We start from the raw sequence: 14699 nt of genomic DNA, 5'->3' as shown, positions 1-14699 counted from the left end.
GCGCGCCCCCGCGCGGGCCCCAGAGTTCAGTCGCGTGATGCCGGGCGGCGCTTGGACGCCTTGTTGGCGGTCAAGGTGAGCTCGTCCGGCACCTTGGGCAGGACGTTGCGGAAGTAGTCGCGGGCCGCGGCGGTGGTGCCGACGTCGCGGCCCTTGCGCTCCGACAGGAACCAGCGGTGCTCCAGCACCTCGTGGAAGACCTCCACCTCGTCCAGCCGGTCGCGCAGCTCCTCCGGGATGGCCGCGACGACCGGCTCGTACACCTCGGCGAGCCACTTGTTGGCCGCCACCACCTCCGGGACGGGACGCCCGAACTTCTGCTCCAGGTGCCCGCGGAAGGACGCGATGTCGTTCAGCAGGCGGCGCGCCTGGTTCTCCTGGGTGCTGAGCGCGGTACGGGTGTAGAGAAGCTGCCGGTGGTGGCCGGGCTCGGCGACGCAGGTGCGCACACGCAGCCGCGACCCCTCCTCGCCCGCGTCCACCAACTCGACCTCGTCCACGTCGAAGCCCAGCTCGTTGATGCGGCGCAGCCGCTCCGCGATCCGGTACCGCTGGTCGTCGGGATGCAGGATCTCCTCGCGGGTCAGCTCGTCCCACAGCGCCTCGTACCGCCGGACGACGTCCTCGGCGACGCCGACCGGATCGACCGAGCGCGGCAGCGTCCCCGCGGCGTACAGGTCGAACAGCTCCCCGGCGATCCGCTCCCTGGCCAGCTCCACGTCGTAGCCGCGCTGCCCGTCGGTGAGGGACGGGTGCAGCTCGGCGGTCTCCGCGTCCACCAGGTACGCGGCGAACGCGCCCGCGTCGAACCGGAACAGCGCGTTCGACAGCGAGCAGTCGCCCCACATGAACCCCGCGAGATGCAGCCGGACCAGCAGCTCCACCAGGGCGTCCAGCAGGCGGTCGGTGGGGTGGCCGCCGCGCGGGTTGGCGAACAGGGCCCGGTAGGAGCTGGAGAACTCCAGGAACTTGGTCACCAGGACCGCGTCGGCGCACTCACCGCGGTCGACGACCACTCCCAGCACGTCCACGGCGGGCAGCGCCAGCTCCTTCAGCTTGCGCAGCAGCCGGTACTCGCGCCGGGCGAGCCGCCCGTCCAGCTCCTTCAGCGCGTACACCTGGCCGGACTCGGCGACGAACCGCACGACGTGCCGGGACAGGCCGCGCTGGCGGATGTCCACCAGGCGGTCGTCGTCCCACGCCTCCAGCGGCTCGCGCCAGGGCAGGTCGAGCAGCCCTGCCGCCGGCTCCGCCGGAGGCGCGAAAAGGAAGCGCATCGCGTCGCTACTCGCTCGCGCCGCTCCCCTCATCGCCCCCGCCGGATCCCGCCTCCTTGGAGGCGGCTGCCGCCGCCGTGGCGCCCGTACCGGCGGCGCGCTCGGAGCGCTCCTTCTGGGCGCGGCGCTGCGCCTCGCGGGCCTTGTCGGCCTGCTCGCTCAGCTTCGCCACCCGCTCCTCGTCCCGGGTCAGGTTCTCGCCGGTCTCCGCGTCGAAGATGTGCGCCCTGCCGGTGTCGATCCACAGCTCGGCGTCCTCGCCCGCCGTGATCAGGCTGCCGGCGTCCAGCGCCACCACGGCCTGGGTGCGGAGCTGGTCGCTGTCCAGCTCGCGGGACAGCTCGCGCAGCTTGGTCGACACGATGTCCGGCGCCTCGTACGGGACGTACGCGTACAGCTCGTTGCCCAGCCACTCGGTGACGTCCACGTGCGCGCGCACCGTGGCGCCGCGGGAGCGCTTCTCGTCGGAGACCAGCGAGGCGTCCTCGAAGTGCTCGGGACGGATGCCCACCAGCACGATCTCGCGGTCGCCGATGGCGGCGGCCTTGCGCTCGTCCAGCTCGAAACGGCCCAGCGGCGTGTCCACGTGCGAATCCGCCGCCGTCGCGGGCAGGAAGTTCATCGACGGCGACCCGATGAACCCGGCCACGAACAGGTTGGCCGGCTCCTCGTACAGCTCGCGCGGGCTGCCGACCTGCTGGAGGACGCCCTTGCGCAGCACCGCGACCCGGTCGCCGAGCGTCATCGCCTCGGTCTGGTCGTGCGTGACGTACACCGTGGTCACCCCGAGCCGCCGCTGCAACCGGGAGATCTCGGTGCGCATCTGGCCGCGCAGCTTGGCGTCCAGGTTGGACAGCGGCTCGTCGAACAGGAACGCCTGCGCGTCCCTGACGATCGCGCGGCCCATCGCGACGCGCTGCCGCTGCCCGCCCGACAGGTTGGCCGGCTTGCGCTGCAGATGCTCGGTCAGCTCCAGCAGCTCGGCGGTCTCGTTCACCCGGCGCTGCACCTCGTCCTCGGGGGTCTTGGCCAGGCGCAGCGGGAAGGCGATGTTCTCGAACACGGTGAGGTGCGGGTACAGCGCGTAGTTCTGGAACACCATCGACAGGTTGCGCTCCCGGGGCGCGACCCTGTTGACGACCTTGTCGCCGATCCGCATCTCGCCCGCGGTGATGTCCTCCAGGCCCACGATCATCCGCAGCAGGGTGGACTTACCGCAGCCGGACGGCCCGACCAGGATCATGAACTCGCCGTCCCGCACCTCCAGGGACACGTCGTTCACGGCCGGGAACCCGTCGCCGTACTTCTTGACGATGTTCTTCATGGTGATGGCGGCCATGGCGCTCCCTATCCCTTGACGGCGCCGGACGTCAGCCCGGCGACGATCCGACGCTGGAACAGCAGGACGATCGCCACCACGGGCACCGTGACGACCACGGCGGCGGCACAAATGGCGGTGGTGGGCTGCTGGAAGAACGACTCCCCGGTGAAGAAGGCCAACGCCGCGGGCACCGGCCGGGCCCTGTTGGTGGAGGTGAGCGAGATGCCGAAGACGAAGTCGTTCCAGCAGAAGAAGAACACCAGGATCGCCGCGGTGAACACCCCGGGCGCCGCCAGCGGCACGATCACCTTGCGGAACGCCTGCCAGGTGGTGGCGCCGTCGACCTGCGCGGCCTGCTCCATCTCCCAGGGGATCTCGCGGAAGAACGCCGACAGCGTCCAGATCGCCAGCGGCAGCGCGAACGAGATGTACGGGATGATCAGGCCGGGCCAGGTGTCGTACAGGCCGACGTTGCGCCACAGGTCGAACAGCGGCCCGACCAGCGACACCACCGGGAACATCGCGATGGCCAGGGCGAAGGACAGGATCGTCTTCTTGCCCGGGAACTCCAGCCGGGCGATGGCGTAGGCGACCAGCGTCGCGAACACCACCCCGATGAACGTGGCGATCAGCGAGATCCCGATCGAGTTGATCAATGCCGCGGTGAACAGGTCGGTGCTGAAGACCGTGGAGTAGTTCTCCCAAGTCCACTGCTTGGGAAAGAACCCCTTGATATTACCGATCTCACTGGGATCCTTGAACGACAGCATCACGATCCACACGATGGGGAAGGCCGACCAGACCAGGATGAACAGCGAGGCCAGGATCCAGCCCCATTTCGATCGGGTCGACTCCATCAGCGATCTCCTCGTACCTGGGAAAGGTCCACCCGGAACCCCTTGATGAACACGGCTGCGATGAGCACCACCGAAAGGAACAACAGCACCCCGACCGCGTCACCCAGCCCGATGGCGGTACGGGTGATCGTCTGCCGGTAGGTGAGGAACGAGAACACCTCCGTGCCCTGCTGGCCGGAGGTCATGATGAACGGGTTGTCGAAGATCCGCCAGGCGTCCAGGGTGCGGAACAGCACCGCCACCAGGATGGCCGCCTTCATGTTCGGGATGGTCACCCGCCACAGCCGCTGCCAGGCGGTGGCGCCGTCCACCGTGGCCGCCTCGCCGAGGTCGCGCGGCACCTGCGCCAGCCCGGCCAGCAGCAGCAGCGAGATGAACGGGGTCGTCTTCCAGATCTCGGACAGGATGATCACGAAGATCGCCGACCAGCGATGGGAGAACCAGGCGTAGTCGCCGAGCCCGAACCACGGGTTGACGAACCCCGACTGCGGGTCGAAGGCGTACTTCCAGGCGAACGCCGAGATCACCGTGACGATGCCGTAGGGCAGCAGGATCCCGGTGCGGACGGTGCGCCGGCCGAAGATCGCCCGGTGCATCACGGTCGCCAGCATGAAGCCGAGTACCAGCTCCACCGCGACCGTGACCGCGGTGATCACGAACGTGGTCAGCACGACCTGCCAGAACAGCCCGTCCGTCAGCGCGGTGACGTAGTTGGAGAACCAGACGAAGCGCTTGTCCTCGGGCGCGGTGAGACGGTAGCTGAACAGCGACAGGTACACCGCGTTGAGCAGCGGATACCCCGTCACCAGCAGCATCACGATCACCGCGGGCGCCGAGAGCAGCAGGCCCATCCTGCGCTCGGCGCGGCTGCGGTCGGAGATCGCCGCCTGCGCCTCCCGGTCGGCGGCCGGCGCCTTTTCCACCAGAGTCATCGAGGCCCCTCTCTCAGAGCAGCGCCTGGTCGCGCAGGACCTGACGGACGAACACGCTGGTCCGGCCCGGTGTGTTCTCGTTCACCTCGGTAGGCGGGTGCCAGCGGTTCTGTACCGCCCCTGACAGATCGGCGTAGTAGGGGGTGTTGGGACGAGGCGACGAGGCGACGATCGAGTCGCGGAGCAGCGGCGCCATCGGGAACTGCTGGAGGATGTCCGGATCATCGAAGATGTCCGGACGGGCCGCCACGTTGCCCTCGTCGAGCATGTACTGCTTCATGTTCGCGGGTGAGGTGATGCACCGGACCGCCTCCACGGCGACGTCCTGATGCCTGCCGAAGGCGCTGACCCCGATCTCGATGCCGCCGAAGGGCGGTTTGGCCGGCCGGTTCGGGGTCACCTTGGGATAGGGCGCCCAGCCGAGGTCGTTGACGATGTTCTGGTCGATGGCGCCGTCCTCCGCGTCGCCCTGCTCCGCTTGCCAGACATAGCCCCAGTTGAGGAGGAACCCGCCGCGCGGACTGTTGATCGTGGCCCGGGACTGCTCCTCGATGTCGGTGGCCAGGGTCGGGCTCGCCACGCCGGACCGCGCGAGCTTGCCGATGATCCGCGCGGCCTCCCGCCCGGCCGGAGAGTCGATCTCGATGGAGGCGCGGGAGCCCCGCTCGGTCTGGCCGATCATGCGGCCGCCGGCCGAGGCGATCAGCGCGTTGATCCACACCACGTAGCCCTCGTACCGGTTGCCCTGGACGCCGACCAGGGTGTTGGTACGGGTGGCCGCGTCGATCATCTGGTCCCAGGTGAAGTTGGGGTCGTTGGGGTTGATCCCGGCGCGTCTCGCGACGGACTTGCGATACCAGAGGATCTGGGTGTTGGCCCACATCGGCGCCGCGTAGAGCTTCCCCTTCCAGGTGGAACTCTGCACCGCCACGGGGAACACGCCCTGGGTGAGCGGCGCGGCCTCGCTGGGAGTGAACGGGCGCAGGAACCCGGCGTTGGCGGCCTCGGGGACGAAGACCGGGTCCAGGCTCATCAGGTCGATCCCGGAATCCTTGGCCGCCAGCCTGCGAATGAGCTGCTCACGCTGGGCGGTGGCATCGCTGGGGAGAAGTGAGGTGGTGATGGTGTAACGGCCGCCCGAAGCTTGACTACAACGTTGAGCGATTTTCATCTGGCCGCCGTTGTCGGGGTTGACGTACCAGGTGAGCTCGGGCGGGCCGCCGTCGTCGCCGCACGCGGCCAGTCCCGCCCCCAGGAGCACCACCGCGAGGGCCGCTCGCAGGCTCCTGGCCCTGCCCCGAACGCCGCCGTACCGGGTCCGGGTTCCGCTTCGCTCCGCCATCGGACCTCCAGAAAGCTCCCACCATGCGGGCGCTTCACCGGGCCGCATTCCATGGCGGGACCGGATCCCACGTAAACACCCGGCTTAGGAGCTGTCGAGATCTCGGTTTACTACCCGACTAAATCGTGAGAAAAACGCAACGCTATGGAAACGGGAATCTCTTCCGAAACATTGTGATCTTGTGGCATAGGGTCGGCATGGGGTGCGGCCCGCACTCGCGGCATACCCCGTCGCCCCACCCTTCCATACCTCTTCTGGCACTTCATTACATTCCCGACATAGCTGACATGCAAGAAGGCGTGGAGACCGCGGACCCCGACCGACCCGCGAAATCTCCACGCCTTCGCCTGTGCGGCGGGCCGTCCGGACCCCGTCCGGAGACCGCCCGCCCGTCCCGGAATTCCTCCCATCACCCCTGTTCGGGGGATGGTCAAGGCCCGGGACGAAGATCAATAGCCGTACCTCCCGCCCCTGCCGTTGCCTCCGCCATGATCCGGCCCGCCGGTGCCCGTGATGACCCGCTCGCCGCGCGGCGACACGACCCACCACACGTTCCCGACGCCCTGCCCCTCGGTGTCACCCGGGCGGTCGTCCCCGGCGAAGTGGTACATCGGGCGTCCCGCGATGGTGAGCTGGCACCGGCCGTCGTCCTTGCGTTCGATGAAGCCCACGAGACGGCGATCCACGCCTTCGACGCGCAGCCTGCTCCAGGTCGTGAAGATCACCGGCGGCCAGGCCCGCTCGCAGGCGCCGAAGCAGGTGGTGGTGCGTGGCCGGTCCCGGTCGAACCGGTACATCACGCGTCCCGCGCCATCGGTGACGATCATGCCGAGCCGCGGATCGCGCCGCACCTTGACCACCGTCCACCCGGCCCGGCGGTCGCCGCCCTCCCGCTGGGGACGTTCCCGCGGCGGGGGCGCGGCCTTCTTGCCGTCCGGCCGGGCCGCGTACCACGCGCCGCCCACGCCCTGCCCCTTGGCGTCCCCGGGCTGCCGGTCCTTGGCGTACGTGTAGAGCGGCCAGCCTGCGAGCGTGACCTGCCATTGCCCGTCCGGGCGCCGCACCTTGCCGACCAGGTCCTCGTCCACGCCCTTCACCTGGACGGCGCCGTCCCCGGCCGGCACCGGCGGCCACGCCTTCGCGCACGCGTCCACGCAGGTGGACGCGGGCGGCCGGGCCGTGTCCTTGTCGAACCGGTACAGGGTGCGTCCCTTCCGGTCGGTCACCACCCTGCCGAGCCCGCCGACGCTCGCCACCTCCAGCGCCGTCGGCACCGCGGTCGGCGACGGAAGGGGCGGCCGCGACGGCGCCGCGCTCGGGTTCGTCCCGGCGCGGGCGTTCAACCTGCCGCCGGACCCCTCGGACCCGCAGGCCGTGAGAACGATCGCCGAGGCCGCCAGGACGGCCACCGCGGGCGCCGTCCATGGCGCCCATCGCGAGATCCCCATTCCGCCTCCAGCCGATCAGCCGATCCGGCCCCCGGGTCGACGAGCAATACGCGGTCGGCACCGGGACGGGTTCAACACCGTCCCCACGAGTCCCACCGGCCATGGCGGTCCGGCGCTCCGCCGGCGTTCCGCGCGCTGGGCCGGATGGGGTGAACGACAGCAGCGCGATCGACGTCCACAATGGACATACGGCCCGATCTTGATGCCGGCCAGGGCAGGGCCAGGACCGCACCCGGGAGCGCAGTCGTGACCACAGGGCCACTGGAGAAGGACTCAGGGCCGCCGCGGAAGGACGGGGTGCCCGGGGGCCCGGCCGCGGCCTTCCCTCCCATCGACCTCACCAAGCCGCCCGCCGCTCACGGCCGTCCTCTGGGCACGCAGGCGGGTCCGGTGTGGATCGTCGTCCCGGCACGGGTGATCGCCGTGGTGATCGTCCTGCCCCTCCGCCTGGTCTACGATCTGGCGGCGCTGGCCGGGCGTGGCCTGAAGCGGACACCCGGATGGATCGGGCGGATGCTGCGCGCCGCCTACCTGACCCTGCTGCATCCCATCGTCCGGTTGATCGGCATGGGCGCCGCCGCCCTCTGGTCGGGCGTGGCCTGGCTCTGGACGGCCCTCGTGTACGGGCCGCTCCGCTGGCTGGCCGTCGTCGCCCTCTGGGGCGGCCTGCGGTTCCTGGGACGGGGCATCGGACGGGCCGCGTCCTGGTTCACGGCGGTGTTCCTCGCGCCGATCGGCAGGCTCCTCGCCGCCATCGTCTCCGGTCTGGCCACCGGCCTGCGCCGGCTCGGCACGCAGATCGGCACGATCCTGAACCTGATTCTCGTTCGCCCGCTCGCCGCCCTGTGCCGGGGCATCGGGTGGGTCCTCAAGCAGATCGGCCTCGGGCTGTGGATCGCGCTCAAGGGCATCGGCACCGGGCTGTGGCTGGTGCTGAAGGGCGTCGGCATCGCGCTGAGGTTCCTGGGCGACGTCCTGATCGTCCGACCGGCGATCGTGCTGTGGCGGTACGTGCTGCGCCCTCCGCTGGCCTTCCTGGCCCGGCTGGCACGCGCCACGGGCGCGGCCCTCCTCCGGGCCCTGCAACTGCTGGGAACCGGCGTCTCGGCCGTCTGGGGCATCTTCCTGGGGGCGTTGTTCTGGGCCTGGCGGATGCTCGGCCGGCTGTTCTCGTGGATCGCGCGGATCCTGTTCGTGATCCCGGCGCTGGCCCTGTACCGCTACCTGCTCCGCCCCATCGGCCAGGCCATCGCCGCCCTGTGGCGGTTCACCGCCCGCGGCCTGAGGTGGCTGTGGCGCACCCTCGTCGTCGCGCCCGCCCGCGTGGTGAAGGACACCGTGCTCGTCCCGGCCGGGCAGGTGATCCGCGCGACCTGGCGGGTGACCGTCCGCGACCCGGCCCGGTGGGTGCGCAGGAGCGTGCTGTCGCCCATCCGGCAGACCGTGCGGGACGTCCGGCTCCAGTTCCGCCGCGCCTTCCGCGGCCGCCCCGCGCGCTGACCCGCCCGCTGACCCCGCCCCGTGCGGCCGGGACCGGCCCTGGGACAATCGACCTCGATGTACGGGCTGCTGTTCTCACAGGTCATCTCCCGGGTTCCGGCCGAGACCGCGCACCACTGGACGCTGCGCGGGCTGCGGGCGATCCAGGCGATACCCGGCGCGACCGCGCTCCTGCGGCGCCTTCTGGCCCCGCGCGACCCGGCGATCGCCGTCCGCGCGCTGGGCCTGGAGTTCCCCAGCCCGCTCGGGCTCGCGGCCGGCTTCGACAAGGACGCGGTGGCGTGCGACGCGCTGGGCGCGTTCGGGTTCGGGCACGTCGAGATCGGGACGGTGACCGGACGGCCCCAGCCGGGCAACCCCCGCCCGCGGTTGTTCCGCCTTCCCCGTGACAGGGCGGTCATCAACCGGATGGGATTCAACAACGAGGGCTCGGAGGCCGCCAGGCGGCGGCTCGCCGCGCGCCGTCCCGGGACGATCGTCGGGGTCAACATCGGCAAGACCAAGGCGGTGCCGGAGGCCGAGGCCGCCGCCGACTACGTCACGAGCGCCGAACGCCTCGCCCCGTACGCCGACTACCTGGTCGTCAACGTCAGCTCGCCCAACACCCCCGGCCTGCGGAACCTGCAAGCGGTCGAACATCTGCGCCCCCTGCTCACGGCGGTCCGCGAGGCGGCCGACCGGGCGTGCCGCGAGCGCCGCGTCCCCCTCCTCGTCAAGATCGCTCCGGATCTGGCGGACGCCGATGTGGACGCGGTCGCCGAACTCGCGCTCGACCTCGGGCTGGACGGGATCATCGCCACCAACACCACGGTCGGCAGGGAGGGGCTGGCGAGCCCCGCCGAACTGGTGAAGGAGACCGGCGGCCTGTCCGGCGCGCCGCTGAAGGAACGCTCCCTGGAGGTCCTGCGCCGCCTCCGGGCCCGCACCGGCGACCGGCTCGTGCTGATCTCGGTCGGCGGCGTCGAGAACGCCGACGACGTCTGGGAACGCATCCGGGCGGGCGCGACCCTCGTCCAGGCGTACACCGCCATGATCTACGGCGGCCCGCTCTGGGCACACCGCACCAACCGGGACCTGTCCCGCCGCGTCCACGGCAGCGCCTTCCGCGACCTGTCCTCCGCCCGCCCCTAGGTGGGTCGGGCCGGGACGAGCTCGAAGAAGCCGTCGGCGATCAGCTCGGGCAGCACCGCCTCGGCGTGCGCCCGTACCTGACCGGGTTCGAGCGCCAGGAGCTGCGCGATGGCGTCGAGCAGCGGGCCGAGCGGCAGCGTCCCGTCGCACACCCCGGCGAGGGCGGCCTCGACCGTGCCGACGCCCGCCGCCCGGCGCAGCCGATCGCTCTGCCGGAGCAGGATCCGCTCCGGGTCCTCCGCTCCCGGTGGTCCGATCTGCTCCTGCGCGACGCCGTCCACGGTACGGAGCAGCAGGCCCTCCGCGACACCCTTTCCACAGGCTGTGGAAAACTCGCGGGCGGCACGGAACCCGTCCAGGATCCGGTCGGCGTAGGCGCCCACCGGCTGATCGACCGCGTGCCGGATCTCCTCCACCCGGATCACCGGGCGGTCCGCTCCGGTACGCCGCAGCACGATCCAGCCGAAGCCGATTCCGGTCACCTCGTGCCGCTCGAAGTAGTCGAGCCAGGCGTCGTACCGCTCCCGGTACCGGGACGTCCCCGCCTCGCGGGAATCGCGCAGCCACAGCTCCGCGTACTCCGCCGGGTCTTGCGCATCCCGCTGGACGACCCACGCATCACAGCCGGACTCCTCCACCCAGGCGCCGACCCGCTCCTCCCAGGGGACGCCCTTGACCTGCAACCAATTGGCCAGGAACCGGCAATGGCCGCCCTCGTTCAGCAGTCCGGGCGCCTCGGCGACCAGGCGCCTGCAGAACTCGTCACCCGGTAAGCCCGACTCGCGGTAGACGTACCGCGTGCCCTCCTCCGGCGGGGCGATGACGAACGGCGGGTTGGAGACGATCAAGTCGAACCGGCGTCCCGCGACCGGCTCCAGAAGCGAGCCCTCAAGGAACTCGACCCCCTCCACCCCGGAGAGGGCGGCGCTCATCCTCGCCATCGCCAAGGCCCGGGGGTTCACATCCGTGGCGGTGACGTGGCGCGCCCGTGAGGCCAGCCACAGCGCCTGAACGCCGCAGCCCGTACCCAGATCAAGGGCGTTATCCACAGGGCTGTGGACAGCGAGCCTTGCCAGGCCGCCGGACGCGCCGCCCGCGCCCACCACGTGATCGGACCGGACGGCTGCGGCGCTTCCCGGCAGCACCTTCAGATCCGAGACGACATAACCGGCGTGGCCACCCGCCGGGTCGTCCACCGCCTCCAGCGGCTCGACGCGCAGCAGCGCCCGCACCTCCCCACCGGACGGCTCGGCCAGCCCGGCGGCGATCAACCCGTCCGCGCCGTACCGTCCGGAACCCAGCGACGCGGCGGGAACGGGCACCTGAAGCCAGAACAACCGGACCAGCGCCTCCAGCGGCGACCCCCCACCGGTCGCCCGCAGCGCCGGAACGATCTCGTCCCGCGCCAGCGCGCCGCCCGCGACCGGGCCCAGCAGGTCCCGGACCCCCTGGACCGTGTAGCCCGCACGCTCCCACGCCCGGCCGAGCGCACGCAGATCAGCGGACATCCGCTCAGCGCGCCAGGAAGGCGGCGAAGCCGTTCGCCAGGGACTCGGCCATCCGCTGCCGGAAGGCGGCGCTCCTCATCTTCGCCGCGTCCGACGAGTTCCGCATGTTGCCGCACTCGATGAACACCTTCGGCACCTTGGACAGGTTGAGCCCGCCCAGGTCGTCCCTGCGGTCGATGCCCCGCGTGCCCCGGTACGTCGAGAACGGCAGGCCGGTGCCCCCATGGAACGCGTCCCGGATCGCCGTACCGAGGGTGCGCGATGACCCGACGATCTGCGTGTTGAACCCCCGCACCCCGATCGGCTCGATGACATGGAACCCGTGGCCGGACGCCGGCGCCCCGTCGCCGTGGATGGAGATCGCCGCGTCCGCCTTCGCCCGGTTGGCGATACCGGCCCGCTCGGTGATGCAGGGCCCCACGCTGGTGTCGTTCTCGCGGGTCAGCTTGACCTCGGCGCCGCGTTCCCTCAGCAACTTGGCGAGGCGCTTCGACACGTCCCAGGTGAAGGCGTGCTCGCTGTAACCGTCGTTGGTGGACGTCCCCGTGGTGTCGCACGGCTTCCGCCCGTTGCCCACGAAGACCAGCCGGTTGATCTCCCCCGGGTGCCGGGCGTTGCCGCCGTTGTGCCCCGGATCGATCACGATGACCTTGCCCCGCAGCGCGTCGGACCCTCCGGTCGGGCCCCGCCCGTCCGGCGTCTCGCCTGTCCGCGTGGACGTGGGCGGCTGAACGCCACGGTCCGGTCCACTGCCCTGATCGGAACCGTCACCGCACGCCCCCAGCACACCCAGGCACAGCGCCAGAGCGACCGCGGCCATGCCGTGTCGGTGCGATCCCATGGGCCGACCCCCAGTAACGAGTTCGTTATGGACCCTGACAGTCTGCATACAGGTACGGATTCGTCAAAACGCGCACCGGTCAGCTCGCCGGTTCCGCCTTGCCGAGCAGCGCGGCCAGGGCACGCGCCTCCTCCGTGTCCAGGCCGAGGACCACACGGGGGCGTCCCCAGGGATGGTCGATCGAGTGCGCCACGTAACTCGCCACCGACTCCGACAGCTCCTCGGCGAGGCCCCGCGCGTGCCGCCACTCCGACCAGGCACGCTCCAGCTCGCTCGCCGCACGCTGCGCGGACGACACCAACTCCGGATCACGCACGACCCCGCCCCCCGGTGACATCGATCTCTTGCGGCGCGCCACGGGCCGCCGAACGGTCGCCCCCATTAACACCCCGTCCGGCGCCCGCGGCACGCCGCTTGCGGGAGGCTTGACCGTCCCCTTGCCAGGAGAGAACGGACGAGCCTCCCGCGGCGGCGTCACTCCGGCGCGGGCCCGGTCGTGGACCGCACCACCAGATGGGGAACGACCAGGTTCTGGCGCGCCACCCGTCCCGGATCCTCGATCCGCGCGGTGAGCAGCTCGGCGGCGACCCGCCCCATGTCACGGCGCGGCTGATCCACGCTGGTCAGCGAGATATGCCGGATCGCCGCCAGATGCGTGTTGTCGTACCCGACGATCGAGACCTGCTCGGGCACGGGCAGCCCCAGCTCGTCCGCCGCCGACAGCGCCCCGGTGGCGACCAGGTCGTTGGGCGCGAAGATCGCGGTGGGCCTGCGGTCACGCGACAACAGCGCCCGCGCGGCCCGGTACCCGCCCTCCTCGGTGAAGTCGCCGTGCTCGACGACGATCTCGTCCTCCAATCCGTGCCGCCGCATCGCCTTCTCGTACCCGGCCCGGCGGTAGCGCGCCGTGGTCGAGCGTGCCCCCTCGATATGGGCGATGCGGCGATGTCCCAGCTCCACCAAATGCTCGACGGCCAGGCTGGCGCCCAGCTCGTCGTCGTCCACCACGATGTCGACCCCCATCACATCGCGTTCGCCGACCACCACCACCGGAACGCTGGCCGCCGCCTCCTTCAGCGAATCGGGCACGACGCTGAGCAGCACCAGGCCGTCCACCCGCATCTCCAGGAACGCCTCGACCGCCTCCGCCTCGAACATCGGATCCCAGCGCCCACTGCCGACCAGCATGCGCAGGCCCTCGCCGTGCAGGGTCTCCTGGAGCCCGTCCAGGAACTCGGCGAAGAACGGGTTGTGCAGGTCGGCCACGATCGCCCCGATGAGCCTCGTCCGGCCCTCCACCAGGCTGCGTGCGACCGCGTTCGGCCGGTACCCCAGCTCACGGGCCGCCTGGAGCACGGCCTGCCGCCGCCGCTCGCTCACATGCGGCGACCCGCGCATCACCAGGGAGACCAGGGACTTCGACACTCCCGCACGTTCGGCGACATTGCGGATCGTCGGCTTGGGACCGGGCACCGCGCGCCCTGCGCCGCCACGCGGCAGGGGCACAGCGCCCTTTCGTTCACGCGGGGGACTACTACCTTCACCAAGTGACATGGCACTCCGTCCAGGGGGCCTGCAGGACCTGCCGCCTCGGCGAACCGGGGCCCGCTGGAGGGGCCGGCGCGCCTCCCCCACTCGGGGGGAGATGCCATGATGCCTTGCCTTCGCTCCGAATCGTCGCAACCGTGAGTAACGGGCGTACGTCAATGGCAGTTCGGGCCTGTGGTGTTCTGGAGCACAATGCCGAGGTGCTCCGTTCACGAGTGGAAAAAGGGCGCGCGTTCCCGTCGGCGCACTCGGATACGCTGCGCAGGTGGGCGAACGTACAGTGACCGGAGGCAAACCGAGGAACGGGCAGCGGACCCGCCGCAGGCTCAGCGTGGACGAGCGCCGGGACGAGCTGATCGAGGCGGCGCTGCAACTCTTCAGCACCCGCCCGCCCGAGGACGTCTCCATCGACGACGTCGCCGCCGCCGCGGGCGCCTCACGCGCCCTCGTCTACCACTACTTCGGCGGCAAGTACGAGCTCTACCTGGCCGCCCTCACCAACGCGGCCAACCAGCTCACCGACCTCCTCAAGCCCCCCACCGAAGGCAAACCGCTGGAACGCCTCCGGATCTCCCTGGAACGCTACTTCGGCTTCGTCGAAGGCCACGCCGCCGGCTACGCCGCCCTCCTCCGCGGCGGCCCCGCCGACCGCTCCGGCGAAGTCGGCGAGATCATCGACGGCGTCCGCTCCATGCTCCTGGAACGCATCCTCTGCGCCTTCGACGCGGAGTCGCCCCCACCCATCCTGCGCATCACCCTGCGCTCCTGGATGGCCTCCGTCGAAACCGCCGGCCTCGACTGGCTCGAAACCCGCGACGTCACCCGATCCACCCTGGAAAACCTCCTGGTAGACCAGCTGATCGTCCTCCTGGAAGTAGCCGGCCGCCACGACCCCGCCGTAGCCACCCTGGTCAACAAACTAGTAGAACAAGAACTAAACGCCAGCTAAGACTGTGTTCATTGCAAGCACGAGCTGCGCTCCTCGCCTGGCGGC

Annotated in this window: 13 protein-coding genes; 3 read left to right on the top strand and 10 right to left on the bottom strand. The window is 70.8% G+C overall.

Annotated features, from left to right (window positions below; translation table 11 throughout):
- Positions 1-26 precede the first annotated feature (26 nt).
- From ACGWYJ_RS01325 to ACGWYJ_RS01300, 6 genes are all read right to left on the bottom strand, one after another.
- Complete coding sequence (locus tag ACGWYJ_RS01325) at positions 27-1277, bottom strand: DUF4032 domain-containing protein (RefSeq protein ID WP_395103605.1); 1251 nt, start codon at positions 1275-1277, stop codon at positions 27-29.
- A 7-nt stretch (positions 1278-1284) separates the two neighbouring features.
- Positions 1285-2616: an ABC transporter ATP-binding protein gene (locus ACGWYJ_RS01320; protein ID WP_395103604.1), complete on the bottom strand. Its 1332-nt coding sequence runs from the start codon at positions 2614-2616 to the stop codon at positions 1285-1287.
- 8 nt (positions 2617-2624) lie between these two features.
- Positions 2625-3455 (bottom strand): carbohydrate ABC transporter permease, encoded by an 831-nt coding sequence (locus ACGWYJ_RS01315; protein ID WP_395103603.1) that lies wholly within the window; start codon positions 3453-3455, stop codon positions 2625-2627.
- On the bottom strand, positions 3455-4387 hold the full coding sequence (locus ACGWYJ_RS01310; RefSeq protein WP_395103602.1) for a carbohydrate ABC transporter permease: 933 nt from the start codon (positions 4385-4387) through the stop codon (positions 3455-3457). The genes ACGWYJ_RS01315 and ACGWYJ_RS01310 overlap by 1 nt, the downstream gene beginning before the upstream one ends.
- Before the next feature lie 13 nt (positions 4388-4400).
- Positions 4401-5729: an extracellular solute-binding protein gene (locus tag ACGWYJ_RS01305; RefSeq protein WP_395103601.1), complete on the bottom strand. Its 1329-nt coding sequence runs from the start codon at positions 5727-5729 to the stop codon at positions 4401-4403.
- Positions 5730-6178: 449 nt separating this feature from the next.
- Complete coding sequence (locus ACGWYJ_RS01300; RefSeq protein ID WP_395103600.1) at positions 6179-7177, bottom strand: SCO0930 family lipoprotein; 999 nt, start codon at positions 7175-7177, stop codon at positions 6179-6181.
- Between the two features lie 246 nt (positions 7178-7423).
- Between ACGWYJ_RS01300 and ACGWYJ_RS01295 the strand changes: the two genes are divergently transcribed.
- Both ACGWYJ_RS01295 and ACGWYJ_RS01290 read left to right on the top strand, forming a co-directional pair.
- Positions 7424-8677: a hypothetical protein gene (locus ACGWYJ_RS01295; protein WP_395103599.1), complete on the top strand. Its 1254-nt coding sequence runs from the start codon at positions 7424-7426 to the stop codon at positions 8675-8677.
- A gap of 57 nt (positions 8678-8734) precedes the next feature.
- Complete coding sequence (locus ACGWYJ_RS01290) at positions 8735-9808, top strand: quinone-dependent dihydroorotate dehydrogenase (protein WP_395103598.1); 1074 nt, start codon at positions 8735-8737, stop codon at positions 9806-9808.
- On the opposite strand, the gene ACGWYJ_RS01285 is transcribed toward ACGWYJ_RS01290, so the two are convergent.
- The 4 genes from ACGWYJ_RS01285 to ACGWYJ_RS01270 all read right to left on the bottom strand — a co-directional run bounded on the left by ACGWYJ_RS01285 (position 9805) and on the right by ACGWYJ_RS01270 (position 13630).
- Positions 9805-11316 carry a methyltransferase gene (locus tag ACGWYJ_RS01285; protein ID WP_395103597.1) on the bottom strand — a complete coding sequence of 504 codons (1512 nt, stop codon included), beginning with the start codon at positions 11314-11316 and terminating at the stop codon, positions 9805-9807. The genes ACGWYJ_RS01290 and ACGWYJ_RS01285 overlap by 4 nt on opposite strands.
- Before the next feature lie 4 nt (positions 11317-11320).
- Positions 11321-12136 carry an N-acetylmuramoyl-L-alanine amidase gene (locus ACGWYJ_RS01280; RefSeq protein ID WP_395103596.1) on the bottom strand — a complete coding sequence of 272 codons (816 nt, stop codon included), beginning with the start codon at positions 12134-12136 and terminating at the stop codon, positions 11321-11323.
- Positions 12137-12236: 100 nt separating this feature from the next.
- Positions 12237-12473 carry a hypothetical protein gene (locus tag ACGWYJ_RS01275; RefSeq protein WP_285701466.1) on the bottom strand — a complete coding sequence of 79 codons (237 nt, stop codon included), beginning with the start codon at positions 12471-12473 and terminating at the stop codon, positions 12237-12239.
- Between the two features lie 158 nt (positions 12474-12631).
- The gene (locus tag ACGWYJ_RS01270; protein ID WP_395103595.1) at positions 12632-13630 is read right to left on the bottom strand and encodes a LacI family DNA-binding transcriptional regulator; all 999 of its coding nucleotides are present in this window, start codon (positions 13628-13630) and stop codon (positions 12632-12634) included.
- 340 nt (positions 13631-13970) lie between these two features.
- On the opposite strand from ACGWYJ_RS01270, the gene ACGWYJ_RS01265 reads away from it, so the two are divergent.
- Positions 13971-14654: a TetR/AcrR family transcriptional regulator gene (locus ACGWYJ_RS01265; RefSeq protein WP_395103594.1), complete on the top strand. Its 684-nt coding sequence runs from the start codon at positions 13971-13973 to the stop codon at positions 14652-14654.
- Positions 14655-14699: the final 45 nt, after the last annotated feature.

Origin of the sequence: Actinomadura sp. SCN-SB (genome assembly GCF_043906805.1) — a bacterium.
GTDB lineage: Bacteria > Actinomycetota > Actinomycetes > Streptosporangiales > Streptosporangiaceae > Spirillospora.
This window is presented reverse-complemented; position numbering and strand designations above follow the sequence as displayed.